The sequence below is a fragment of the Stappia sp. 28M-7 genome (genome assembly GCF_014252955.1).
Taxonomy (GTDB): domain Bacteria; phylum Pseudomonadota; class Alphaproteobacteria; order Rhizobiales; family Stappiaceae; genus Stappia.
In genome coordinates this window covers 4,591,963-4,613,803 of the sequence record NZ_JACMIA010000001.1, presented here as the reverse complement: position 1 = coordinate 4,613,803, position 21,841 = coordinate 4,591,963, and the positions used below count along the sequence as shown (strand labels likewise).

Annotated in this window: 22 protein-coding genes and 1 tRNA gene; 5 read left to right on the top strand and 18 right to left on the bottom strand. The window is 67.4% G+C overall.

Going from position 1 to position 21,841, the window contains the following annotated elements; genetic code table 11:
- Positions 1-148: 148 nt before the first annotated feature.
- From H7H34_RS20760 to H7H34_RS20730, 7 genes are all read right to left on the bottom strand, one after another.
- Entirely contained in the window at positions 149-580 is a 432-nt protein-coding gene (locus H7H34_RS20760) for a cupin domain-containing protein (RefSeq protein ID WP_371811457.1), read from the bottom strand.
- A gap of 37 nt (positions 581-617) precedes the next feature.
- Positions 618-1,415: a hydroxyacylglutathione hydrolase gene (gene gloB / locus H7H34_RS20755; protein WP_185926308.1), complete on the bottom strand. Its 798-nt coding sequence runs from the start codon at positions 1,413-1,415 to the stop codon at positions 618-620.
- Between the two features lie 111 nt (positions 1,416-1,526).
- Positions 1,527-2,564: a LacI family DNA-binding transcriptional regulator gene (locus H7H34_RS20750; RefSeq protein ID WP_185926307.1), complete on the bottom strand. Its 1,038-nt coding sequence runs from the start codon at positions 2,562-2,564 to the stop codon at positions 1,527-1,529.
- Positions 2,561-3,415, bottom strand: a complete 855-nt coding sequence (locus H7H34_RS20745; protein ID WP_120269981.1) for an ABC transporter permease — start codon at positions 3,413-3,415, stop codon at positions 2,561-2,563. The genes H7H34_RS20750 and H7H34_RS20745 overlap by 4 nt, the downstream gene beginning before the upstream one ends.
- Positions 3,412-4,233, bottom strand: a complete 822-nt coding sequence (locus H7H34_RS20740; protein WP_067224418.1) for an ABC transporter permease — start codon at positions 4,231-4,233, stop codon at positions 3,412-3,414. The genes H7H34_RS20745 and H7H34_RS20740 overlap by 4 nt, the downstream gene beginning before the upstream one ends.
- A 58-nt stretch (positions 4,234-4,291) precedes the next feature.
- Complete coding sequence (locus H7H34_RS20735) at positions 4,292-5,428, bottom strand: ABC transporter substrate-binding protein (protein WP_120269982.1); 1,137 nt, start codon at positions 5,426-5,428, stop codon at positions 4,292-4,294.
- A gap of 33 nt (positions 5,429-5,461) precedes the next feature.
- Entirely contained in the window at positions 5,462-6,616 is a 1,155-nt protein-coding gene (locus H7H34_RS20730; protein WP_185926306.1) for an ABC transporter ATP-binding protein, read from the bottom strand.
- 493 nt (positions 6,617-7,109) lie between these two features.
- Here H7H34_RS20730 and H7H34_RS20725 point away from each other — a divergent pair, with 493 nt between their 5' ends.
- Entirely contained in the window at positions 7,110-9,974 is a 2,865-nt protein-coding gene (locus H7H34_RS20725; RefSeq protein ID WP_120269984.1) for an EAL domain-containing protein, read from the top strand.
- A gap of 117 nt (positions 9,975-10,091) precedes the next feature.
- On the opposite strand, the gene H7H34_RS20720 is transcribed toward H7H34_RS20725, so the two are convergent.
- Positions 10,092-10,166: transfer RNA gene (locus H7H34_RS20720), tRNA-Gly, on the bottom strand.
- Between the two features lie 260 nt (positions 10,167-10,426).
- Here H7H34_RS20720 and H7H34_RS20715 point away from each other — a divergent pair.
- The 4 genes from H7H34_RS20715 to H7H34_RS20700 all read left to right on the top strand — a co-directional run bounded on the left by H7H34_RS20715 (position 10,427) and on the right by H7H34_RS20700 (position 13,221).
- Positions 10,427-10,942 (top strand): prolyl-tRNA synthetase associated domain-containing protein, encoded by a 516-nt coding sequence (locus tag H7H34_RS20715; protein ID WP_185926305.1) that lies wholly within the window; start codon positions 10,427-10,429, stop codon positions 10,940-10,942.
- A gap of 148 nt (positions 10,943-11,090) precedes the next feature.
- Complete coding sequence (gene trxA, locus H7H34_RS20710; protein ID WP_185926304.1) at positions 11,091-12,083, top strand: thioredoxin; 993 nt, start codon at positions 11,091-11,093, stop codon at positions 12,081-12,083.
- 149 nt (positions 12,084-12,232) lie between these two features.
- A complete protein-coding gene (locus H7H34_RS20705) occupies positions 12,233-12,913 on the top strand; it encodes an LON peptidase substrate-binding domain-containing protein (RefSeq protein ID WP_185926303.1) in 681 nt (226 codons plus the stop codon).
- Between the two features lie 104 nt (positions 12,914-13,017).
- A complete protein-coding gene (locus H7H34_RS20700; protein WP_185926302.1) occupies positions 13,018-13,221 on the top strand; it encodes a Trm112 family protein in 204 nt (67 codons plus the stop codon).
- Positions 13,222-13,308: 87 nt separating this feature from the next.
- On the opposite strand, the gene leuB is transcribed toward H7H34_RS20700, so the two are convergent.
- The 10 genes from leuB to tsaD form a co-directional block, all read right to left on the bottom strand.
- Positions 13,309-14,421, bottom strand: coding sequence for a 3-isopropylmalate dehydrogenase (gene leuB, locus H7H34_RS20695; RefSeq protein WP_120269989.1), 1,113 nt, complete (start codon positions 14,419-14,421; stop codon positions 13,309-13,311).
- 94 nt (positions 14,422-14,515) lie between these two features.
- Positions 14,516-15,475: a threonine/serine dehydratase gene (locus H7H34_RS20690; protein ID WP_185926301.1), complete on the bottom strand. Its 960-nt coding sequence runs from the start codon at positions 15,473-15,475 to the stop codon at positions 14,516-14,518.
- A gap of 37 nt (positions 15,476-15,512) precedes the next feature.
- Positions 15,513-16,298 (bottom strand): sulfite exporter TauE/SafE family protein, encoded by a 786-nt coding sequence (locus H7H34_RS20685; RefSeq protein WP_209006273.1) that lies wholly within the window; start codon positions 16,296-16,298, stop codon positions 15,513-15,515.
- A gap of 63 nt (positions 16,299-16,361) precedes the next feature.
- On the bottom strand, positions 16,362-17,531 hold the full coding sequence (locus H7H34_RS20680; protein WP_185926300.1) for a M20 aminoacylase family protein: 1,170 nt from the start codon (positions 17,529-17,531) through the stop codon (positions 16,362-16,364).
- A 145-nt stretch (positions 17,532-17,676) separates the two neighbouring features.
- Positions 17,677-18,342 carry a class I SAM-dependent methyltransferase gene (locus H7H34_RS20675; RefSeq protein ID WP_185926299.1) on the bottom strand — a complete coding sequence of 222 codons (666 nt, stop codon included), beginning with the start codon at positions 18,340-18,342 and terminating at the stop codon, positions 17,677-17,679.
- Positions 18,339-18,761: an EVE domain-containing protein gene (locus H7H34_RS20670; protein ID WP_185926298.1), complete on the bottom strand. Its 423-nt coding sequence runs from the start codon at positions 18,759-18,761 to the stop codon at positions 18,339-18,341. The genes H7H34_RS20675 and H7H34_RS20670 overlap by 4 nt, the downstream gene beginning before the upstream one ends.
- Positions 18,762-18,763: 2 nt before the next feature.
- On the bottom strand, positions 18,764-19,051 hold the full coding sequence (locus H7H34_RS20665) for a YciI-like protein (RefSeq protein WP_120269994.1): 288 nt from the start codon (positions 19,049-19,051) through the stop codon (positions 18,764-18,766).
- Between the two features lie 117 nt (positions 19,052-19,168).
- A complete protein-coding gene (locus H7H34_RS20660) occupies positions 19,169-20,188 on the bottom strand; it encodes an NAD(P)H-dependent glycerol-3-phosphate dehydrogenase (protein WP_371811438.1) in 1,020 nt (339 codons plus the stop codon).
- Positions 20,185-20,709, bottom strand: coding sequence for an NUDIX hydrolase (locus tag H7H34_RS20655; RefSeq protein WP_371811437.1), 525 nt, complete (start codon positions 20,707-20,709; stop codon positions 20,185-20,187). The genes H7H34_RS20660 and H7H34_RS20655 overlap by 4 nt, the downstream gene beginning before the upstream one ends.
- Positions 20,706-21,797: a tRNA (adenosine(37)-N6)-threonylcarbamoyltransferase complex transferase subunit TsaD gene (gene tsaD / locus H7H34_RS20650; protein ID WP_185926297.1), complete on the bottom strand. Its 1,092-nt coding sequence runs from the start codon at positions 21,795-21,797 to the stop codon at positions 20,706-20,708. The genes H7H34_RS20655 and tsaD overlap by 4 nt, the downstream gene beginning before the upstream one ends.
- Between the last annotated feature and the right edge of the window lie 44 nt (positions 21,798-21,841).

The window sequence follows — 21,841 nt, the reverse complement described above, 5'->3', positions numbered from 1 at the left end:
CTGGGCAGGTTGAGGCGGGTTGCGGCGATCCGCACGCCGGTATGGGCCGGCAACGCTTGCCGGTGGGTGAAATCCGCGCGCACTGTAGCCCTTGGGCGCCGGAGCGCAAGCCGGGAAACCCCGAAGCACCGCGGTTCCGCGCGGAAATTCAGCCGCGCGGAACAGGGCGCCAGTCGGGAGGCGCCATCTCGAAGCCGGCAAACTCGAAGCCGGGCGCCACCGTGCAGCCGACCAGGGTCCAGCGGCCAAGGCTTTCGGCCGTCTGCCAGGCGCCGGCCGGCACGATCCCTTGCGGCCGTTGGCCGGCGGCAAGGTCGTTCCCCAGATGCAGGGCGCGGGCGTCGTGCCCGTTTTCCGAAATGGTCAGGGCGAGCGGCCCGCCGGCATGCCAGTGCCAGATCTCGACCGCATCCACCCGGTGCCAGGCCGAGAGCTCGCCCGCTTCCAGCAGGTAGTAGATGGCGGTCGACCGGGCACGGCCCGCGGCATCCGTCTCGCTGTCGCGGAACGTCTCCCGGTAGTGCCCGCCTTCGGGATGCGGCGTGAGGCCGAGCATCGAGATGATCTCGGCGGCGGTCATGTCGGCGTCGAACATGGCGGTCGGCTCCTGCAAGCGGTCAGAACGTGTCCTTGCGGCGCCGGATCTCGGCAAAGACCGCCGCATCGTTTGCCTCTTCGAGGCCCAGATGCTTGCGGATCGCAGGGTCGCCGGGGCGCAGGAACGGATTTGCGGCAAGCTCCGCCGCCATCGTCGTCGGCAGCGTCGGCAACCCCTGTTCCCGCAGGCTCTCCACCTCGGCAACGCGCGCTTTCAAGGTGGCGTTGTCCGGATCGACGGTCAGCGCGAAGCGGGCGTTCGAGAGTGTGTATTCATGGCCGCAATGGATGGAGGTCTGCGGCGGCAGCAGGCGGATCAGCTTTTCCAGCGAAGCCCACATCATTGCCGGATCGCCCTCGAAGATGCGACCGCAGCCGAGCGAGAACAACGTGTCGCCGGTATGGGCGAAGGAGAGTTCCGGCGCCCACCACGAGATCTGGTCGAGCGTGTGGCCGGGCGTGCCGATCGCCTTGAAGGCGACCCCCGCGACCGTGATCTCGTCGCCATCCTCGACGAAGGCGTCCAGCTCGGCGATCTTGTCGCGCGACAGGGCTGGGCCGGTGACGCGGGCGCCTGTGTCGGCCTTCAGCTTTTCCAGTCCCTGTACATGGTCCCAGTGATGGTGCGTGACGAGAATGTCCGTCAGCGTCCAGCCGGTTTCCTTCAGCACCGCCTTGTATGGATCGGGATGGGGCACGTCGATGGCGATGGTGCCGCCGGGGCCGCTTGCGCTTTCCGGCACATGGACAAGGACACCGAAATTGTCGTCGAGGCAGGTGAACTGGCGGATTACCGCTCGCCGGTCGTCAGCGCTCATGGGCTCGTTCTCCGTATGGTGAAACATGCTTCGCCGAGGCGTGTCCCCCCGGAGGTAGCATCTTTCTGCCCTCGGCGGCAGACCCGGCCGGCCGCAAAGGCGGCCGGGCGGTCAGCGCACGGGTGTCGTCGAGCGTTCCACGAACGCGGCCTCCAGCCGCAAGGTGGAGGGCGGTGCGTCCAGATCGGTCAACCGCCGTTCCAGATGGGCGACGGCGCCCTCTGCCATCTTTTCCGGATCCTGCCGGAAGGTGCTGAGCCGGTAGGCGTCCCACGACGCCTCCGGAATGTCGTCGAAGCCGATGACGGCCAGGTCGCGAGGAATGTCGATGGCAAAGTGGCTGCGGGCCCGGTCCATCAGGCCGATGGCCACTAGGTCGTTGACGCAGAAGACGGCCTGGGGCCGTTCGGCTGTCGTATCGCCCCCGAGAAGCGCGTCGGCGGCTCCCTGGCCGCCGGCATAGTTCGCTTCCTCGCCGTGGGCGCGGGCAACGCTTGCGCCGAGGCGCCGGGCCTCGTCTGCAAAGGCCTCCTCGCGCTCGACGAGGCTCGGCGTGGCTGAGGCGACGCCGGCCACCGCAAGGCGGGTGAAGCCGCGCTCGACGAACAGCCGGGCAGCAGTACGGGCGGCGCCGGTGTTGTCGATCCGCACATGGTCGCAGTCGGGCTCGGAACGCCCGATCATGATCAGAGGTTGGCCGTTGCGCCGGGCCAGCTCCACGAAGGAGGCCGGAGGCGAACCGGACAGGATGATCGTTGCGGCTGCGCGGTATCCGAACAGCGCGTTCTGTGCGGCCTGCAGTTCTTGCTCCAGACTGCCGGTGTTGATGATCAGCGGCACGCTGCCGCGCAGGATCAGTGCCCGGGTCAGGGCGGAGACGAGATGGGCGCGAAAGCCCACCTCGGGCCGGGTGACGATGAGCCCGACGAGCCGGCTGCGATTGGCGAGCAGGCCGCGCGCCAGGTCGTTGACCTGATAGCCGAGCTCGGCCGCCGCCTGCATGACCTTCTCGCGGGTCTCCGGCGCGATGCTGGCGCCCGGCGTGAACGCGCGCGAGACCGCCGAGCGCGATACGCCGGCCTTTTGTGCCACCTGCTGCGCGCTGATGAAGCGCCGTGCGGGGGTCTTGTCGCCCTGGTCCCGTTTCAATGGCCAACCTTCGACAGCACGTCGGATCTGAGGAAACGCTCGACGACGAGCATGAAAGCAATGGACGGTATCAGGAGCAACAACGCCGTGATCGATGCCACCTGATAGTTTCCGCCCGCACCCGCTGTATAGAGCAGAAGCGGCAAAAGGTTCACGTCGGGTGCGCCGACGAAGTAGCTGCCGGTGAACTCGTCGAGCGATTCCAGGAAGACGAAGATCGCACTGGCCAGCAGCCCGGGGGCTGCAAGCGGCAGCGTGACGTCCCGGAACGCGCGGAAAGCGCCGGCCCCGAGCGAGCGGGCGGCCTGTTCCAGTTCGCTGTCGACGGCGGAAAAGGCAGCCGTTGCGATCCAGACCGCATAGACCAGCCCGTGCGTGACATGCACCAGGACCACGCCGATGACCGTGCCGTTGAGGCCGATCTGGTAGAAGAGCCGGGCGATGTTGACGTAGACGGGCAGGTTCGGAAAGGCCTGGGGGATCAGGAAGGCCAGCAGGATCAGCGCTCGGAAAGGCAGACGCAGGCGCGCCAGCGCATAGCCGGCGGGCACCGCCAGCGCGATGGCCAGTACCACGGTGAGGCTCGCCACCAGGACGCTGTTGGCGAGCGATTCCATCGCATTGCCGCGCGGCGAGAACACCCGTTCCCAGTAGCTGAAGCCGTATTCCAGCGGCAGTGCATGAGGGAAGTACCAGCGCTCCGCGACGGTCCACAGGACGAGGTTCGTCAGCGGGCCGAAGATGATGAAGGCGATGAGGCCGAGCACGATGGCGCGCGGCACCCACCACAGGTCGGGACGGATGCGCGCGGGCTCGGCTTTGCTCGGGAGGGGTGTCGACAGGGTGCTCATCCGCGCTCCTTCATGCTCTGGCGCAGGTAGAACCACGCGACGCAGGCGGTCGCGGCGAGCGAGATCAGACCGAGCGCGTTGGCCACGCCATAATCGCCATAGGCATTGATGCGGAAGGCGATGTCGGCGGTCAGCATGGTCGGAGACTGGGCGTTGATCATCAGCGGCACCGAGAGCACCGACATCATCGTGACGAAGGACAGGACCAGCCCGACCATCAGCGTGGTGGCGACCTGCGGCACCAGGATCTCGATCAGGATGCGGAGCCGCGATGCGCCCAGATTGCGGGCCGCCTCGATCGTGCCGCGGTCGACCGAGGCCATGGCGCCGGCGAGCAGCAGCGTCACGAAGGGCGTCTGCTTCCACACGAAGGCGATGACGATGCCGCGCCAGTCGAGGAAGCTCACCGCCTGCAGCGGGGTGATGAGGCCGGCGCCCACGAGAATGTTGTTCATCAAGCCGTTCTTGGCGAGGAAGGTGCGCAGCACCTGGCCGACGACGATGAAGGGAATGAACAGCGGCCAGCGGTATAGCCAGCGCAGGATCGCCACCGCGCGCGGGTTCTCGCCCAGCGTCAGATAGCCGCCGATGGCGATCGAGAAGAGCCCGATCAGACAGGTCGACAGGCTGACGATCACCACGGTGAAGAGGATGTCGGAGCTATAGAGGGCAAAGGACTTCGTGAAGTTCCCCAGCCCGTAGCCTGCCTCGGTCTCGAACGCGCCGATCACCGAGAGGGCAAGCGGCAGCACGAACAGGAACAGGATCACCGTCAGGGCGGGCAGGACGAGAAGCAGTCCGAGCAGGCGTCGTGGCATGGTGGCATCGATCCGGTGGGGGCCGCCCGGGAGATCCGGGCGGCCTTTGCGGTGAAGGTCAGTTGGCGGCCTTGGCCTCGTAGGCCTCGAGGATCGCGTTGTTGTACGGAGCGATCGGGAAGGGCTTGCCGTAGCTGGCGAGGTCTTCCGGCGTCACGTCCGTGAACAGCTTGTTCCAGGTCTCGGCATCGAGCTCGGCCTGAACATGCTGCGCGTCGATGCCCGGGTACCAGTTGAAGCGCTTGACGATGCCTTCCGCCTGCACCTTCGGGCTGGTGGCGAGCTCGACGAACTTCTCCGCCAGGTCCTTGTTGGGAGCCTTGGCCGGGATCACGTAATGCATCGGCTGACCGGGCATGCCGGGGGCCGGCAGCACCAGCTTGAATTCCGGCGGCAGCTGGCCGTTGGCCTGCCAGGAATAGAACATGTCGACCCAGACCGGGCCGATGGCGATCTCGCCACGCGACAGCAGGTCGAGCGTGCCGGCATTGCCCGGGGTCAAGGTGGCGTTCTGGGTGAACTCCTTCAGGCTGTCGAAGGCCGCGTCCCACTTGGTGGTTTCGGCTTCCTCGAAAGGACCGTTCATCAGCTTGGCGGCATCGCCATCGCCGAAGGCGTAGACCCAGCCCATGACGAAGCTGACGCCCGAGGCGCCGCCCTTGATGCCGTTGTAGCCGAACTGCTTCGGGTTCTCCTTCACCCAGGCGGCGAGTTCCTCGTAGCTCTTCGGCGGGTTGGGCAGCAGGGCCGGATTGTAGGCCAGGGCGGTCTGGCTGTTGAACATCGGCATGACATAGCCCTTGACGTTCGAGCCGAGCGCCATGTCGGCATTCGCCCGCGTCACCAGCTTGCCGGAGGAGATGTTGTCGCGATAGGCCTCGAGATAGCCGCCCGAGACCATCGGGCCGGCGAACTTCTCGTGGACCACGGCAACGTCCGTGTCCCAGGTCTCGCTGCCGGCCTGCTTCTGGGCTTCGAAGCGCTCCAGGATCTTCTGGGAGCCGGCATCGCCGGGGCCGGTGCCGACGGCGCGCACCGTGTGGCCTGGGTTCTGCTCCTCGAAGATCGGGCCGAGATATTCATTGATGTAGTCGACCATGTTCTGGTCGCCGGCCGTGATCACGGTGAGCTCGGCCGCCGTCACCGGCGTGGACGCAAGGCCCAGCACCAGCGTCGCCGAAAGAAGTTTCCTCATGTCGGTACTCCGCTTTCTAGACATCATTGACGATCAGGTCTCGGATGCTTCCAGGACGCGGCGCTTGGTGCCGTCGCTCAAGGAGCCTTCGGGGCCGGCGGGGGTACCCTGCCGGACGAAGAGGAAGAGCGCTTCGGTGGGGATGCGGATGCGCACCGCCGCGCCGAGCGCGAAGGGATCGGGACTGTCGACGAGCAGGGTCTCCTCGCCGACCCGCACGGAATGGCGCCACGCGCCGCCGGGATAGCTGGCCGCCTCGACCCGGCCGGGCAGTTCCAGCGCGTCACGGGTCGCGTTGCCGTCGCCCTCGCCGGCAAGGATGGATGCGGCCTCGGCGCGAAAGCGTCCTTCCAGAAGGCCGTCGGCCAGCGGCCGTCCGTCCAGGGCCAGATCGGCTGCCGCATTGGCTGGGCCTGCGGCAACGATGACCCTGTCGCCAGCGATCCGGCCGGTAAGGTCGATACGGTTTTCTGCGCCCATGAAGGCGGCGACGAAGGGGGAGGCGGGACGGTTGTACAGCTCTTGCGGCGTGCCCTGCTGGGCGATGCGGCCGCGGTCGAGGATGACGATGCGGTCGGCCATCACCATGGCTTCCTCGCGGTCGTGGGTCACATGTACGGCGGTGATGCCGAGGCGCTTCTGCAGCGCGCTGATGTCATGGCGGACCTTGAGGCGGATGCGGGCGTCGAGATTGGACAGCGGCTCGTCGAGCAGCAGGATCTGCGGGTCGATCGCCAGCGCCCGGCCGAGGGCGACGCGCTGGCGCTGGCCGCCGGACAGGGCGCCGGGCTTGCGGCCGCCGAGGCCGGACAGCCCGAGCAGATCCTCAAGTTCACCGACGCGCCGGGCGATCTCGGCCTTGGGGCGGCCGCGCAGCTTCAGTCCGTAGCCGATGTTCTGCGCCACCGTCATGTGCGGCCACAGGGCGTAGGACTGGAAGACCAGCGCCATGCCGCGCTTGTCCGGGGGCTGACGCGTCACGTCGGCGCCGTCGACGGAAATGCTGCCGCCCGAGGGCTTCACGAAGCCGGCGATGGCGCGCAGCAACGTTGTCTTGCCGCAACCGGACGAGCCGAGCAGGGCGACGAACTCTCCCTTGGCGATGGCCAGGTCGAGACCGTCCAGCACGCGTGTTGCGCCATAGCCCGCGGACAGGCCCGCGATGTTCAGGAAGCCCTCTTGCGTCATTTTCCACCCTTTGCACAGCTGTGCATCGCAAGATACACGCTGTTTTTCTTCTGCCGACGAAACGGCGTTTCCATATTGTTAGCCTCGGGCTTCGTGTGGCGCAACGCCGCAGACACGTCAGAATTTCCAGACGGACTGATACGCGGCGTGTGTAACGGTCGCATGACGAGGGCGCCGAAGCGAACTTTCCGTCGCGTTCCGTGCCGGTTACGCGGGTGAGGAAGGTGCCCGATCCGCGACTTGCCGCTTTGAGAAATCGGTCGGCCATGCAAATTTCTACAGGTGGGCGATTCGCGGATGGCCGTTCGCGGGGCGGCGCTTTCCGCATCAACGGGTGTTTGCGTCGGCCCGGGAGGCGCCTTGCCCGTCAGGGCAGGCACCAGGGCCGTCGCAAGGAACATGCGAACAATCGGTCCACGGAATTGACCAGGGATGGCAGGTTGCGGCCCGAGACCCGTATCGGCGCAGCCTCATCCGCCGGACGGGATGCACGATGGATCGGGACGGTTCTTCCTCCGATCCCGCCTCCGCCATGGAGACCGGGATTCTCGAAAGCACCCGCGGCCTGACCGCCGTGCTCGACTGTCTCCCCCATTCTGCCTGGATCTTCGACCGCAGCGGTCGCTATGTCTTCCAGAACCGCATCGACCGGGAAATTCACGGCAACGCTGTCGGGCTGCTGCCGAGCGAGGCGGGCCTCGGCCCCGAGGAGGGGCAGGCCTGGACGGAAATGCATCTCAAGGTGATCGGCGGCGAGCGCGTTCACTACAGCCGCGAGATGGAAACCTCGCAAGGCCGGATCGTCTCCGAAACCTCCATCGAGCCGGTGATGGCCGATGGGGTGATCCTCGGCGGCGTCGGCGTATCGGTCGATCAGACTTCCCGAACGGATGCGGTTCGCAGGCTCAACGAGGCGCATCAGCGGCTGGCGGAGTTCGTGGCCGTTTCCTCCGACTGGGTTTGGGAAACGGATGAGAAGCATCGCTTCACCAGCGTGATGGGCGATGGCGAACGGCTCGGACTGGATTTTGCCGGGTGGATCGGCCGTACCCGCTGGGATGTGGCAAACGGGGATCCGGCGACCGACCCGCTCTGGCGGGACTACGTGGAAACGGTCACGCGGCAACTGCCGATCGTGAACTTCATCTTTCCGGGGCTGCGCGCCAACGGCGAGCCGATTTGGGTGGAGGTCAACGGGCGTCCGCGCCTGTCGCGAGACGGCCGGTTCCTCGGTTATCGCGGTGTGACGCGCAACGTGACGCGGCGCGAAATCATGGCGGAGCAGTTGCGCCGCTCGGACATCGTCATCCGCGCGACCAACAACGCCATGGTGGTGTGCGACCGGGATGGCCGGATTCTGTGGGTGAACACCGCCTTCGAGCGCCTGACCGGCTACGCGCAAGCCGAGGTTCTCGGCAAAAAGCCCGGCGCCTTGCTGCAGTGTTCCGAGACCGATCCCGAAACCATAAGGGTGATGGGGGCCGCGATCCGCGAGGGGCGGGCCGTGCGAGCGCAGGTTCTCAACGAATCCCGGACCGGCCGGCGTTATTGGCTCGACCTCGATATCCGACCAATCGGGGGAGAGGGCGGGGAGCCGGAAGGCTTCGTCGGCGTGCAGACGGATGTGACGGAGCTCGTCGAGGCGCGCGCGCTGTTGCACGATGTCATCGAGACGATCCCGGATGCCATCGCGGCCTTCGATGGCGAAGACAGGCTGATCCTCTTCAACCGCTCCTATCGCGACTATTACGCGCTGTCTGCCAAGCTTATCCGCGAAGGCACGCCGTTCGAGGACATCCTGCGCCACGGCGTGGCGGCGGGGCAGTACATGGACCCGGGGGCGACGGAGGAGCAGAGGGAAGCCTGGATCCGGAACCGCATTGCGATCCATCGCAATCCGCCGAGCGAGCCGAGCATCCAGCTCTTGTCGGACGGGCGCTGGCTGCAGGTCAGCGAAAGGCGTTCGGCCAGCGGCGCCATTGTCGGCGCGCGCACCGACATCACCGCGCTGAAGCAGGCGGAGCTGGCCATCCGCCGCACCGCGGAGACGGACGGACTGACGCAGCTGGCCAACCGCTCGGTGATGACGCGTGAGTTGGACAAGGCGTTGCAGGGCAAGCGCGCACGCGATCAGTCGGGCGTCTTCATCATCATCGACCTCGATCACTTCAAGTCGATCAATGACACGCTTGGCCATGATGCAGGCGATGCGCTGCTGCGGGTGGTGGCCCGGCGGCTACGCCGCCTGCTGCGAAGGGGCGATGTCGTCGCGCGGCTGGGCGGCGACGAATTCGCCGTGCTGCTCACGGGCCTTTCGGACGAGCTGGCGGCCGAGCGCACCGCGGAAAAGCTGCACAAGGCCCTGACGGCGCGCATCCGGCTCGGCGACCGGATGATGCGGCCCGGGATTTCCATGGGCGTGACACTGTTTCCCGCCGACGGCGACACGCCGGCCGATATCATCAAGAACGCCGACATTGCCCTCTATCAGTCGAAGGCCCAGGGCCGGAACGGCTGGACCCTGTTCAACCCGCAGCTGCGCCGCCGGCTGGAACGCCGGCATGAACTGGGCGACGCGCTGCGCAAGGCGATTTCTGCCGAGGAGATCGATGTGGCCTTTCAGCCGCAGCTGGGGTTCGGCGACCGCCGGATCGTCGGGTTCGAGGTGCTGGCGCGCTGGCAGCATGGAGGGCAGGCGATCAGCCCGCTTGAATTCATCGGCATCGCCGAGGATCTCGGGCTGGGCGGGGTGCTCGGCCGCGCAATCATGGAGCGGGCCTTTGCGACCTTTTCCGCGGCCGCGGCCGCCGATGCGCGCGCGCGTTCCGACCCCGGCCAGCTTGCGATCAATCTTGCGACGTCGCAGCTGAAGGATCCTCATTTTCCCGAATACGTGATGGAGGCACTGGCGCGGTACGGGCTGGACCCGCGGCAACTGGAGTTCGAGGTGACGGAAACCGTGCTGCTCGATCGTTCCGCCGAACGGATCGCGGAGACGCTGGTGGCCCTCAGGCGGCTCGGCATCACCCTGGCGCTCGACGATTTCGGCACCGGTTACGCCTCGCTCACCCACCTCAAGCGGTTTCCCGTGTCGCGGCTGAAGATCGACCAGTCCTTCGTGCGCAATATCGGGCAGTCCGATGATGATGTCGCCATCGTGCGTGCCATCATCGGTCTGGCGCACAGCCTCGGCATGACCACGGTTGCGGAAGGGGTGGAAACTGAGGCTCAGCTCGCGTTTCTCGACCAGCTCGGCTGCGATATCGCGCAAGGCTTCTTTATCGGCCGGCCCGCTCCGCGCCCCGTATGGTCGGTGCAGCCCAAAGGACCGGAGGAAACCGGCAAGATCCCGATCTGAGAGGGAGGGCGGTCGGGCAGGGTGTTTCGCAAGTCTGCCAGAAGACCGGAGGCGGCAAAGCTGTCCTGAAACGACAAAAGCCGCGGCGAACCGCGGCTTGTTGCACCCTCGATAAACTGGAGCGGGCGATGGGATTCGAACCCACGACCCCAACCTTGGCAAGGTTGTGCTCTACCCCTGAGCTACGCCCGCATCAGTTTGTGGCGGCCGGTCGCGACCGGCGCCTGAGGTGGGCTGTATATGAACCAAGGCGATGCGGATTGCAACAGTGTTTTTTGTGCGCCGCAGCCTGTGGATCAACAGTGGATTTCCGGGGGTGGCCGGCACTGGAACACGCTGCGGCTTGTCTACCTGCGGCCCTGTCGGCTAGACCGGTACGGCCTTCGTTCGCAAGGCTCGAAAATCGAGCTTTCCCGCCGGAATTCCGGCTCGCAGGATCAGGATACGAGCCCATGCCGGCCAGTCGCCAGGACCTTCTTGCCTTTCTCGCCGACCTCGGTCTGGATGTCGCAACGCGCGACCATCCGGCTGTTTTCACGGTCGCGGAATCCACCGAAATCCACGACGAAATTCCCGGCGGCCACACCAAGAACCTGTTCCTGAAGGACAAGAAGGGCCGCATCTTTCTGGTCGTCGCTCTGCATGATGCGGAGATCGACTTGAAGTCGATCCACCAGCTCATCGGTGCGCAGGGGAGGGTTTCCTTCGGAAAGCCGGATCTCCTGATGGAGGTGCTCGGCGTGCTGCCCGGCTCGGTCACGCCTTTCGCCCTGATCAACGACCGCGAGGGGCAAAGGGTCACGCCGATCTTCGATGCGGCGATGATGGATGTCGAGCCGCTCAACTTCCATCCGCTGGAGAACACGGCGACCACGACGATCTCACGCAAGGGACTGTTGGCTTTCGCGCGCGCGTGCGGCCACGAACCGCGGGTCATCGCGGTGTCCGGGCAGCAAGGCGCAGTTTGAATTTTGCCGCCGATGCGCCCATGTTAGGCGCAACATGCGGGAGCCCTTTCGTTCCGCCGGACCATCCGGCGGCAGGGCGGGGCGACCAGACGAATCACGCGGCGGACAGGTCGATGGCGACCATTCGCGCAACCAGGGACGACAGGGTATGAGCAACGACGGTTTTTCGGTCGGGGGCAGCTTCGGCGGCTCCTTCGGCGGTGGTGGCTACGGAACACCGCCCGCACCGGGAGGCGGTGCCAGCCCGGCGCCCGGCGGTGCGCCGGCCGCGGATGTCATCCGCGACGTCACCACCCAGACCTTCATGACCGATGTCATCGAGGCCTCGCGCAAGCAGCCGGTGCTGGTTGATTTCTGGGCGCCATGGTGCGGTCCGTGCAAGCAGCTGACCCCGGTGCTGGAAAAGGCGGTGCGTGATGCGCGCGGCGCCGTGATCCTCGCCAAGATGAACATCGACGACCATCCGGAAGTCGCCGGCCAGCTCGGCATCCAGTCGATCCCGGCGGTCATCGCGTTCAAGAACGGCCAGCCGGTCGACGGTTTCATGGGTGCACAGCAGGAAAGCCAGGTGAAGGCGTTCATCGAGCGGATCGCCGGCCCGGTCGGGCCAAGCGACCTGGAGCAGGTGCTGGCGCAGGCCGAGGCCGCACGCGAGGCTGGCGATCTGGCGCAGGCTGCCCAGCTTTACGCCGGCGCCCTGTCGATGGAGCCGGAAAGCGCTGCCGCCATCGGCGGCCTTGCCCAGTGCTATGTCGCCGCCGAAGCGCTCGACAAGGCGCGCGAGGTTCTGGCCATGGCGCCGGAGGCTGCTGCCGCCGATCCGGCGATTTCCGCCGCCCGTGCGGCGCTGGACCTTGCCGAGCAGGCGAGCAATCTGGGTGATCTCGCCGGTCTCGAGGCGCGGATCGCCGAGGATCCGTCCGACCATCAGGCGCGCTTCGATCTGGCCGTTGCGCTGGGCTCCAGCGCTGCGCGGCGCCAGGAGGCAGTGGATCAGCTGATCGAGATCGTCCGCCGCGACCGGGAGTGGAACGAAGACGGCGCTCGCAAGCAGCTGCTGCAGTTCTTCGAGGCCTGGGGCCACAAGGACCCGGCGACTGCCTATGGTCGTCGTCGCCTCTCCGCAGTCCTGTTCCGCTGATCTTTGCAGTCTCGGGCATTTGCCTGAGTCAGCGGGCTTTTTTCATCCCGTGGCGGCCCCCGGCTGGCCACGGGGCGCCTGTGCGCCCATATAGGAAGAGAGAAGGCGGGCTGGAGCCCGCCGTAACGCTTTCCAACGGGTGATCCGACATGCGCGCCGGAAACGCGACCTATTCCAGTTTCTCAGACCTGCCGGCGACGGTTCCGCTGTTTCCGCTCGCCGGCGCCGTGCTGCTGCCCAAGGCGCAGATGCCGCTCAACATCTTCGAGCCGCGCTATGTGGCGATGATCGACGCGGCGCTGTCCAGCGACCGGGTGGTCGGCATGATCCAGCCTGACTTCGCCTCCGGAAAGTCCGAGGAGCCGGTTCCCCCGCTCGTCGGCATCGGCTGTCTCGGCCGCATCATCGCGGTGCAGGAGACCGGCGACGGGCGCTATCTGGTGACGCTCACGGGCATCGCCCGCTTCCGCCTCCAGGAGGAACTGGCCACGCTCACGCCCTACCGGATCGGGCGCATCGCTTCGGCCGGCTTTGCCGAGGATTTCGGCACCGGGCTCGGCGAGGACGAAGTCGACCGCGACGGGCTGGTGAAGACGCTGCGGGCCTATCTCGATGCCAACGACCTGGAAGCCGACTGGGATAGCATCGATCGTGCCTCGACCGAGATCCTGGTCAACGCCCTGGCGATGATGAGCCCTTATGGTCCGGCCGAAAAGCAGGCGCTGCTGGAGGCGCCGGATCTTCGCACGCGCGCCGAAACGCTCGTCGCCCTGACCGAGGTCGATCTCGCGCGCCGCAGCCGGGACGAGGGCGGGGTTACGCTGCAATAGGTTCGGCAACGGCAATAGAGCCCCTGTTGCATTGGCCGGCCGGTCATGGCAGCAATCGGCTCAGAACCGGGCCTGCCCGGGCCCGACAACGGAGAGAGACCGGGATGGCGAGCGAACCCGCCCATGCACTCGACCGCAAGCTCCTGGAGCTGCTGGTCTGTCCGCTGACCAAGACGACGCTGGAATACAACGCGGAGAAGCAGGAGCTGATCTCGCGTGCGGCCAAGCTCGCCTATCCGATCCGCGACGGCATTCCGATCATGCTGCCGGACGAGGCGCGTCCGCTGGACGATAGCGACGGGGCCTGAACCGGAGCGGATCGCGAGCGATCATCCGAAACGAAAAAGGGCCGGCCCCGCGGGGCCGGCCCTTTTCATTGCGGTATGCGAGGTGCGTCAGGCGCTCAGCGCATCGAGCTCGGCGACGATGGCATCGCCCATGGCCGAGGTGCCGATGGTGTTCTCGCCCTTGCCGGCGATGTCGCGGGTACGCAGGCCCTTGTCCAGCGTGGACGAGATCGCCTTCTCCAGCAGGTCCGCTTCCTCGACGAGGCCGAAGGAGTAGCGCAGGCACATGGCAAAGCTTGCGATCATCGCGATCGGGTTGGCCGCGCCCTTACCGGCAATGTCCGGCGCCGAGCCGTGCACCGGCTCGTACAGGGCCTTGCGCTTGCCGGTCTCCGGGTCCGGAGCGCCGAGCGAGGCCGAAGGCAGCATGCCGAGCGAGCCGGTCAGCATCGCCGCGACGTCTGACAGCATGTCGCCGAACAGGTTGTCGGTGACGATGACGTCGAACTGCTTCGGCCAGCGCACCAGCTGCATGCCGCCAGCATCGGCCAGCATGTGCTCGAGTTCCACGTCCTGGTAGCCGTCGGCATGGGCCTGGCTCACCACCTCGTTCCAGAGCACGCCGGACTTCATCACGTTGCGCTTTTCCATCGAGGTGACCTTGCCGCGACGGGTGCGGGCCAGCTCGAAGGCGGCGCGGGCGATACGGTCGATCTCGTAGGTCTCGTAGACCTGGGTGTCGACGGCGCGCTTCTGGCCGTTGCCGAGCTCGGTGATCTCCTTCGGCTCACCGAAATAGACGCCGCCGGTCAGCTCGCGCAGGATCAGGATGTCGAGGCCTTCGATCACGTCGCGCTTCAGCGAAGAGGCGTCGGCCAGCGCCGGATAGCAGATCGCCGGGCGCAGGTTGGCGAAGAGCTCCATGTCCTTGCGCAGGCGCAGCAGGCCGGCCTCGGGGCGCACGTCATAGGGCACGCCGTCCCACTTCGGGCCGCCGACGGCGCCGAACAGCACCGCATCGGACGCCATCGCACGGGCCATCGCCTCGTCGGAAATCGCCTTGCCATGCGCGTCGTAGGCGCAGCCGCCGACGAGATCTTCCTCGGTCTCGAAGCTGGCGGTGCCGCGGGCGTTGAACCAGCCGAGCACCTTCTTCACTTCGCCCATGGTCTCGGGGCCGATGCCGTCGCCGGGCAGGAGCAGAAGCTTGTAGGTCGTCATTGGAAGCGTTTCCTCGTGGGTTTTCCTGAAGGCGAAAGGGATGATCTTTCCGGTTTCTGCTAGAACGTCGCGCGCCGCTTGGCAAGCATGCGGCTCAGGCCGTTGCGATACTGTCGAGGGCGACATTGCCGCCGCACACGAGCACGCCGACCCGTTCGCCCGGAGCCGGGCGGTAGACGCCCGAGGTCAGGGCGGCAAGGGCGGTCGCGCCGCCGGGCTCGGCCGCCACCTGCAGCTCCGTCCAAAGCCGCGTCTGGGCGTTGCGGATGGCCTCGTCGGTCACCAGCAGGCTCTGGTCGACATGGGCGGCGCAAATCGTGTGCACCAGGTCGCCGCAGCGCCGGGCGCCGAGGCTGTCGGCGGCAAGGCTGTCGACCGGCACATCGACCGGCTCGCCGGCCTTGAGTGCAGCGTGCAGGGCGCAGGAGCCTTCCGGCTCTACCGCCACGACACGCACCTTGCCGGCGAGCCACAGCGCGCAGCCGGAAATCAGCCCGCCGCCGCCCACGGCGATCAGCACCGTGTCGAGATCGGGCACCTGTTCCAGCCATTCAAGCGCGACCGTTCCCTGGCCGGCGATGGTGCCGGGCGCATCATAGGCGTGAATGTCCATCGCGCCGGTTTCTTCCCGGTGGCGGGCGCAAGCTTCCGCCGCATCGGCATAGCGCGTGCCGGCCACGTGCAGTCTTGCGCCGGCGGAACGGATGCGCGCGATCTTGGCGGGGGCCGAGGTCTCGGGAACGAAGATATCCGCCTGATGGCCGAGGGCGCGTGCCGCATACGCAACCGCAGCGCCGTGATTGCCGCCGGAGGCGGCTGCGACGCCGGCTGTAGGCACGTCGGACGACAGCAGCGTGTTGAAGGCGCCGCGCGCCTTGAAGGAGCCGGTGTGCTGGACGAGTTCCAGTTTCATCGACAGAGAGGCGTCGATGCCGAAGCTGCCCGCGCCGCTGTCGACCACAGGCGTGCGGCGGACCCTGCCTGCGATCCGAGCGGCGGCGGCCTCGATATCGGCGGCGGTGACGGGAAGGGGCGTTGCTGCCGTGTCGGTCATGGCTGGCTCCTTGAGGGAGGTGAAAGGGGGCTGCGGTTCAGACGGGCAGGAACCCGGCAAGGCCGCGCAGCACGAGACCGCCGGCAAGGACGGTCATGAGGAGGCGGAAGCCGTAACGGAATGCGCCTTCCGACATGCGCGCAAGCAGGCGCGTGCCGATCAGCGTGCCGATGAAGCCGCTGGCGATCATCGCCAGGATGAGCCCGGTCCAGGGGGCGAAGGCGAAACCGAGGACGCCGAAGACGGCAATCTTGAATACGTGGAGCGACAGGGCGGTGACCGCCTGCGTGGCGACGAAGGTCTGGCGCGGCAGGCGCAGGGCCGCCAGCACAGCCGCTCCGATCGGGCCGGTGGCGCCGAACACCATGCTGAGGCCGGTCGCGATGAAACCGGCGCCGGCCATGGCCCGCTTCGGCGCGCGCTCGAAGCGCGGCATGCGGCCCCAGACGATCCAGAGAATGAAGAGACCGAGGGCGAGACGGACAATCTCTGCCGGGAGGTTGACGGCCAGCGCACCGCCGAGCGCGGCGCCGGCCACCGCGCCGAGCGCGTACCACAGGGCGGCGATCCAGTTGACATGCGGCAGCAAGACCAGCGTCCGGCCGCCGTTGGAGCCCATCTGGACGACGCCGTGAACGGGGACCAGCGCCGGGATCGGCATGACCTGCGCCATCACGGCAATCAGCATCATGCCGCCGCCCAGCCCGAAGGCCGCGGAAACGGCGGATGTCGCGAGGCTGACGGCGATGAGCAGGACTTGCGAGGCCGCCGACATGCCGGGAGCGGAGACAAGATGCTGGAGCGTGTCGAGAACGGCGGTCAAGGGGAGACCCGCAAGAGGGGGAGGGGCGGATGCGGGAGGTTGCTTCCCGCATCCGGTCTTGCATCAGTTCGAGGGCATGGCCGTCTCGACCAGCTTGACCCAGTAGGAGCAGCCCACCGGGATCAGCTCGTCATTGAAGTCGTAGGCCGGGTGGTGGAGGCTGGCACTGTTGCCGTTGCCGACGAAAATGAAGGCGCCCGGACGCTCCAGCAGCATGAAGGAGAAGTCCTCGCCGCCCATGGTCGGGGCGACGTCCGTCACCACATTGTCGTCGCCCGAGATCTTTCGCGCGATGCCGGCGGCAAACTCGGTCTGCTCCGCGTGGTTGATGGTGATCGGATAGTCGCGCAGATAGTTGACCTCGGCCTTGGCGCCGAAGGCGGAGGCGATGGTCGGCACGATCTCCTTCAGCCGCTTCTCGGCGAGATCGCGCACTTCCGCGTCGAGCGTGCGCACGGTGCCGCGCAGGCGCGCCGTCTGCGGGATGACGTTGTCGGTGAAGCCGCCGTTGAAGGCGGTGATCGACACGACGACCGACTTCAGCGGATCAACGTTGCGGCTGGCGATCGACTGCACGGCCTGGATGATGTGGGCGCCGACCAGCAGCGTATCGACCGCATCATGCGGCTTGGCCGCGTGACCGCCGACACCCTCGATGTCGATCTGGATACGGTCGGCGGCGGCCATCATCGCGCCCGGGCGGATGTGGAAGCTGCCGAGCGGCTCACCCGGCATGTTGTGCATGCCGTAGACTTCCTGGATGCCGAAACGGTCCATCAGGCCGTCGTCGACCATCGCCTTGGCGCCGGCGCCGCCCTCTTCGGCCGGCTGGAAGATGACAATCACGGTGCCGTCGAAGTTGCGGGTCTCGGAGAGATACTTGGCGGCGCCCAGCAGCATGGCCGTGTGGCCGTCATGGCCGCAGGCGTGCATCTTGCCCGGAACCGTGGAGGCGTAGGGCTTGCCGGTGATCTCGTCGAGCGGCAGCGCGTCCATGTCGGCGCGCAGGCCGATCACCTTGCCGGAGCCGTTCGACTTGCCTTTGATGACGCCGACCACGCCCGTGCGGCCGATGCCGGTCACCACTTCGTCTACGCCGAAAGCCTTCAGCTTGTCGGCGACCAGCTCGGAGGTGCGGTGCGTGTCGTAAAGCAGCTCCGGATGAGCATGGATGTCACGACGCCACTCGGTGATCTCCTCGGCGAGATCGGCGAAGCGGTTGATGATCGGCATGGTGGTCCTCTGGTTTTGGCAAAAAGCTGTCGAGGCTGCGGCGTGGCCGCGGAGAGGCGCGTATCTGACGCCGAAAACGGGGGCTTGCGCAAGTCCCGGCGCCATTTTGCAGGCCCAGTTTTGCCCGCGCCGCCTCGCCGCTACGTCAGCTGTCCGACGCCAGCAACTCGTAGACGCTGGTGCGCTTGACCTCGAAATCCTCCAAAGAGCGGTTCACCGGCACGTCGAAGGTGGCGAGGTGCCGCATCCGCTCCTTGGGCAGATAGGCACGCCCCGGATCTCCGACCAGTACGCGCGAGCCGCGTGCAAGCGCCCGGTCGGCCCAGGCCAGCACCCGGCTTGCCATCGGTTTTTCGTAAAAGACGTCGCCGGTCAGGATCACCTCGGCATCGGGCGGCGCAAGGTCGAGCGGATCCTCGCCCTCAAGGGCGAAGGAGACCTCGTTCAGCTCCATGTTGAGACGGGCGGACGCCAGTGCGAAGCGGTCGATGTCGCAAGCGGTCACACGCGCCGCGCCCGAGCGGGCGGCTGCGATGGCAGCCAGCCCCGATCCGGTGGCGAAATCATAGACGCTGCGGCCTGCCACCAGCGCCGGCTCGTCGAGGATATGGCGGGCGAGGGCCTGGCCGCCGGCCCAGGCGAAGGCCCAGAACGGTGGCGGCAGGCCGATGGCGCCGAGATCGTCCTCGGTCTTCTGCCACAGCGCCACCGCCTCGTCGGCCAGGTACAGGCGGATCTCCGGCGCATGCGGGACCGGGTGGATCCGCGTGTTCGCCAGCACGAAGGCGCGCGGATCGACGGTTGTGGTCATGCGTCCTTCAGGCCGCCCATCTCGCAGACGATCTTCCATTCCTCTTCCGTCACCGGCTGCACCGACAGGCGCATGGAGGTGACGAGCGCCATGTCGGCCAGTCGCGGCTCGGCCTTGACGTCGGCCAGGGTCACGGGCCTGGGCATGTCGCGGACGGCACGGATGTCGACGCATTCCCAGCGCGGATCGTCGGTCGTGCTGTCGGGATGCGCGAGCGCGCAGACCTCGACGATACCGACGACTTCCTTGCCGATGTTGGAATGGTAGAAGAAGCCGCGGTCACCGAGCTTCATCTCGCGCATGTTGTTGCGGGCCTGGTAGTTGCGCACGCCGTCCCACTGCTCGCCGACTTCGCCCTTCGCCTTCTGCATCTCCCAGGACCACTTGTCCGGCTCGGACTTGAACAGCCAGTAGCGCATGCTCACGCCTCCGGGTTCTTGATGACCCAGTTCCAGGGCCGGATCTCGACGCTCTCGAAGAGGCCCGCACGGGCATAGGGATCCTCGGAGGCGACAGCGAGCGCCTCGTCGCGGTTTGCCGCCTCGATCACCACCAGAGAACCGGTCATGCCGCCGTCGTCGTCCAGGAACGGGCCGGCCGCCTTCAGCTTGTCGCCCATCGCCTTGAGAAAGGCGAGGTGGTCGGCGCGGTTGTCGAGGCGGGTCTGCAGCGCGTTCGGCTTGTCGGTGCAGATGAGGGCATAAAGCATGGGCGGGGCCTCCCGTATCGGTTCAGGTGATGTCGGTGTCCCTTTGCGGGCACCGGAAGGTCATGCGGCATAGATACCCGGTTCGCACGCGTCCGCAAGCCGCGCTGAGGACCCGTGTCAGGTTTCCCGGCGCAGCGGGCGCGTCATCAACCGCTGCAGGGCATCGTCGACGGCGAGCCGGCCCGCCAGCACTTCGGCCACTGCGGCGGCAATCGGCATCTCGACCCCGTGCCGGGCGGCAAGATCGACGGCAACGGCGGCGGAATGCACGCCTTCCGCCAGCTTTCCGGTCGCGGCGAGCTCGGCCACAGTGCGGCCCTCTCCAAGTGCGATGCCGAAGGCGAAGTTGCGGGACTGGGCGGAGGAGCAGGTGAGGACCAGATCGCCGAGACCGGAGAGGCCGGTCAGCGTTTCGGGTCTTGCGCCCAGCGTCAGGCCGAGCCGACTGAGCTCGGCAAAGCCGCGCGCGGTCAGGGCGGCCAGCGCACTCGCGCCCCAGCCCTTGCCCGCTACCGCGCCGCAGGCGATCGCCAGCACGTTCTTCAGGGCACCGCCGATCTGCGCGCCGAGCGGGTCGGTCGAGGCATAGGGGCGGAACTGGCGGCTGGCCAGCGCCAATGCTAGCGCATCGGCGAGATCGCCGTCCTCGGCGGCCAGGGTCACCGCGGTCGGCAGGCCGCGCGCCACGTCCGCGGCAAAGCTCGGGCCCGAGAGGATCGCCGCCCGGCAGGCGGGGGCGGTCTCGGCCAGCACTTGTGCCGGCAGCAGTCCAGTTTCGCGCTCGATGCCCTTGGCACAGAGTACGATCGGCAAGCCCGGCCGGGCGAGCGGGGCGATCGCCGCGCCCATGGCGCGCGTGGTCTGGGCCGGGGTCACCAGCAGCGCCGCGTCCGCGCCCTCCAGTGTCTCGGCAAGGTCAGTGGTGGCGGCCACGCAGGCATCGAAGGGAATGTCAGGCAGATAGGCGGGATTGCCGCGCCCGGCGGCCACGGCCGCAACCGTTTCGGCATCGCGGGCCCACAGCACCGTGTCGCGTCCGGCCCGCGTTGCGGTCAGCGCCAGCGCGCTGCCCCAGGCCCCGCCACCGATGACGGCGATGCGGTGGATCTCCAGCGCCTTGTTCGCCGCAGCGCTCACGGGGCGATCCCCAGCCGGCGGGCCAGCTCGGCGAGCGGGGCGTGAAAGCCGGTGAAGAACCGCTCCGGACCGAGCCGCAGGGCCTCGCCGACATCCATCCAGAACAGCTCGAAGCGGATCGGATCGCCGCCGGTGGAGGGCGTCATCTCGTAGTGCTCCCAGCGGGCCCGGCGTGTCTCGTTGCCGCGCAGCCGGCCGTGATAGAGCCGGCGGGCGTGGATGTCGCGTCCCTGGAAATTGTCGAAAAGCACGGTCTGCTCGCAGAGCGGATCGAGCGCGCGGGCGACTTCCAGCCCGGTTTCCTCGCGAAACTCGCGGCAGGCAGCGCAAAGATGGCTCTCGCCGGGATCGACCGTCCCGCCGGGGACCTGCAGGCCGACCTCCGGCTGGTCGGGCTGGCGAAAGACCAGAACCTCGCGCCCGGCGGTAAGGTAGATATAGGCCTTGTGCTTGAGCCGGTCGAAGCGGTCCGGCATGACGTCGCACAGGACGCCCTCGAAAAAGCGGGGGTCTGCGGTCACGCCTTGGCTCCCTTGCGTCCCGATCCGATCACGGCGGCGGCCTCCGCATCCAGCGGCCAGCGCGGCCGCGCCGGGGCGTCGCGCTCGTCCAGAGACTTGCCGGCGGCCTGCGCCTCTGCAAGCCGTTCGATGCCGGCCCAGGCGATCATTGCGGCATTGTCGGTGCAAAGGCGGCCCGGTGGGGCGACGAGACGAGCGCCGGCCTTTCTCGCTTCCGCCTCCAGTCGCGCCCGGATCGCCGTGTTGGCGGCGACGCCCCCGGCGATGACCAGCGCGGGCGGGGTCTGCGGATGGCTCTCGGCGAAGAGGGCGAGCGCCCGCCGGCTCTTTTCGCCGATCACGTCTGTCACCGCCTGCTGGAACGAGGCGCACAGGTCTGCGACATCTTGCGGCGACAACGGCGCGTTCGCCTCGGCGGTGGTGCGCAGGGCGGTCTTCAGCCCGGCGAAGGAGAGGTCGATGCCCGGCCGGTCGAGCATCGGCCGGGGCAGGTGGAAGCGCGACGGATCGCCGCGCATGGCCGCCTGTTCCACGGCAGGCCCGCCCGGAAATCCGAGTTGCAGGAGCTTCGCCGTCTTGTCGAAGGCTTCGCCCAGGGCATCGTCAATGGTGGAGCCGAGCCGCCGGTACCTGCCGACGCCTTCCACCAGCAGGAACTGGGTGTGCCCGCCGGAAACCAGCAGCAAAAGGTAGGGAAACGGCAGTCCGTCGGTCAGCCGTGCCGTCAGCGCGTGGCCTTCCAGATGGTTGACGGCGACCAGCGGCTTGCCGGCGGCCATGGCGATGGCCTTGGCTGTTGTCAGGCCGACGATGACGCCGCCGATCAGGCCGGGGCCTGCGGTTGCGGCGACCGCGTCGAGCTCGCCGAAGCCAACTCCGGCATCCTTGAGCGCTGCGCTCACCAGTCCATCGAGAATGCGGATATGGGCTCGCGCGGCGATCTCGGGTACGACACCGCCGAAGGCTTCGTGCTCGCCGGTCTGCGAACGGATCACATCGGACAGGACCTGCCGGCTGCCATCGGGCGCCACGCGCACCACGGCAGCGGCGGTTTCGTCGCAGCTGGTCTCGATGCCCAACACCGTCATCGGCCCGGCAGGCCCCCCGGAGCCAGGACCACCAAGGGGGAAAC